This window comes from Candidatus Desulfatibia sp. (genome assembly GCF_036446775.1).
Classification (GTDB): Bacteria; Desulfobacterota; Desulfobacteria; order Desulfobacterales; family UBA11574; genus Desulfatibia_A.
The window spans coordinates 1-2,462 of record NZ_JAZFTO010000351.1 but is presented as its reverse complement, the minus strand read 5'-3'; the positions used below and the strand labels follow the sequence as shown (position 1 = coordinate 2,462).

Below are 2,462 nucleotides of genomic sequence, written 5' to 3'. Positions count from 1 at the left end.
ATAATCTTCCTCCTGCCAAGGATTAAGGCCACGATAAGTCTTGCCTTTCTTCTTTATCTTATTGCACGCCGGAGATACCACCTCTTTGAGTTTTTCTTCTACCTGACAGGACGCCAAAGCATCGGCATAACTGTGTTGCCTCTGATGGAATTGGACAAATCCTTAAACTCTGTTACTCTGTGACAAACAATTTTGAAAGGATTTGTAGTAATGAAAAAACGGAGACAATTTCAAGCAGTAGAGAAGGTTAATATTATCCGACAGCACTTGCTCGAAAAGAGACCCATCTCAGACCTTTGCGATGAGTATGACATCAAACCGACCCAGTTCTATCAGTGGCAGAAAATGTTTTTTGAAAATGGTGCCACTGCCTTTGAAACAAAAAAAACAACGGAACAAAGGCTTCGTCAACAGAAAATGTTTTTGCTTGAAACAAAGCTGGCTCATAAGGACCAGGTCATTGCGGAGATCATGGAAGCGCATATCAAACTAAAAAAAAAGAATGGGTTACTATAAATGCGGCCTGGGCTGAGCCGGATATCAGAGATGACGTTGTCGATTGCATCTTGGGATGGAATGAACAAACAGGCATCAGCCTAAGAGGACTTATACGCTGGCTTGGGATTTCACGGAGCAAGTTCTATCAGTGGAAAGATCGTTATGGCAAAGTCAATCTGCATAACGGAAAACAGTCCCGAGATTACTGGATTCAACCGTGGGAAATAGAGGCTATTGTGACGTATTACAAGAAGCATCCCGATAACGGCTATCGACGGATCACCTATATGATGATGGATGACAATGTGGTGGCCGTCAGTCCCGCTACGGTCTACCGAATACTCAAAAAGAACAATCTCTTAATGCCGTGGAATCCCAAGGCCGGCAGTAAAGGAACGGGCTTTAAGCAGCCCACGGGGCCTCACAAGCACTGGCACACGGACATTTCTTACATCAATATTGACGGTACATTTTATTATTTATCCACAATTCTCGATGGCTATAGTCGATACATTGTTCACTGGGAAATCCGAAAACAAATGACCGAACAAGATGTTGAAACGATTATTCAACGTGCCCGTGAGAAGTTTCCGGATGCAAAGCCGCGTATTATCAGTGACAATGGCCCTCAGTATATTGCTAAGGACTTTAAGAGTTTTATCAAGACATGTGGCATGACGCATGTCCGAACCAGTCCGTATTATCCACAGAGTAATGGAAAAGTTGAACGTTGGCATAAGACTATCAAATCTGAATGTATTCGCAAGGGAGTCCCTTTATCATTAGAGGATGCTCAGCGTATTGTCACGACCTATGTGGGACAGTATAATACGAAACGTCTTCATAGTGCCATTGGGTATATTGCGCCGAAGGACAAGCTTGAGGGCCGTGCTGAGGTTATCCATGCTGAGCGTGACGCCAAGTTAGAAGCGGCTCGTGAAAATCGTAAGGCACGTGCGAAAGCTGTAAAACAGCCAGCATAGAAAAAAGCACCTTGACAAATAATCAAGAAGTTGCTATATTGACAATCGGTCAGTGAAACGAATGTAAGCTCTGCTGAGGAGCAACTTACTAGGGATAGTTGACTGAGTATGATAAATCATACGCTGGCAGTGAGTAATTCATATGCTCACTGCCATTGAATAGGCTAGTTTTTCCAGTATGATTTGGATTACTCGTATGCCTCAGAAAACCTAATAGAATAGCATCGCGCAGCGATTCAAATTAAGTGTGTGCTCCTCTTTTTAGGAGCATATAAGAAATGGACGTTGTCCAAGTTCCGCTGAACCAGCACATATCACAGAGTTGAAGGACGCCAGAAAGTACGCAGAAGGAAGAGGATTGCGAATCGATGTCAAAAACTCCACCGATATCGAAAACATAAAAAAGCTGGTGGAGATAAAGATCAATAACTAATGAAAGGAATTTGAGATGTTTTCTTACGATATTAGAAAACTCAAGTGTTTGCTTGTTTTTGTTGTGGTGATTTGTGTGTTTTGCTCAATTGCGGCAGCGGGATTTCCGGAGTTTGAGTATCACCTGATCGATCGGATCGGTAAAAGTATGGGGCAGAGTTCCCTGGTGGATGTTGACAAGGACGGCGACCTGGACTGGATTACGGGCTGCAATGGCGGGATGATATGGTGGTTCGAGTACAAAGCACCGGATGACTGGGTCCGGCATACCATCGGACAAAACGTCCTGACGGAGGTTGGCGGCACGGCGTTCGATGTGGATGGTGATGGATGGATCGATCAGATTTCAGGCGGGACCTGGTTCCGTAATACCGGCAAACCTCGCGAAGAGAAATTTGTAAGGTACTTGAATGGGGTGATCGAAAAATCGCATGACAACGTCGCCGCGGATATGGACGGAGATGGCAAGCTCGACATCGTCGCCATGAGCGATCGTAGCGCTTTGTACTGGTTCAAGATTCCCGCCGATCCGACGAAGCAGTGGCAAGG

Annotated in this window: 4 protein-coding genes; all 4 read left to right on the top strand. The window is 44.9% G+C overall.

Translation table 11 applies throughout. The features are described from left to right. The coding region (locus tag V3S16_RS16225; RefSeq protein WP_413886824.1) for a hypothetical protein at positions 1-183 on the top strand (183 nt) is incomplete at its 5' end. A gap of 27 nt (positions 184-210) precedes the next feature. Further along, positions 211-516 carry a transposase gene (locus tag V3S16_RS16220; protein WP_413886822.1) on the top strand — a complete coding sequence of 102 codons (306 nt, stop codon included), beginning with the start codon at positions 211-213 and terminating at the stop codon, positions 514-516. 50 nt (positions 517-566) lie between these two features. Next, positions 567-1,481, top strand: coding sequence for an IS3 family transposase (locus V3S16_RS16215; protein WP_413886820.1), 915 nt, complete (start codon positions 567-569; stop codon positions 1,479-1,481). A gap of 448 nt (positions 1,482-1,929) precedes the next feature. Next, positions 1,930-2,462: FG-GAP repeat domain-containing protein (locus V3S16_RS16210; protein WP_413886818.1), on the top strand; the 533-nt coding region annotated here is incomplete at its 3' end.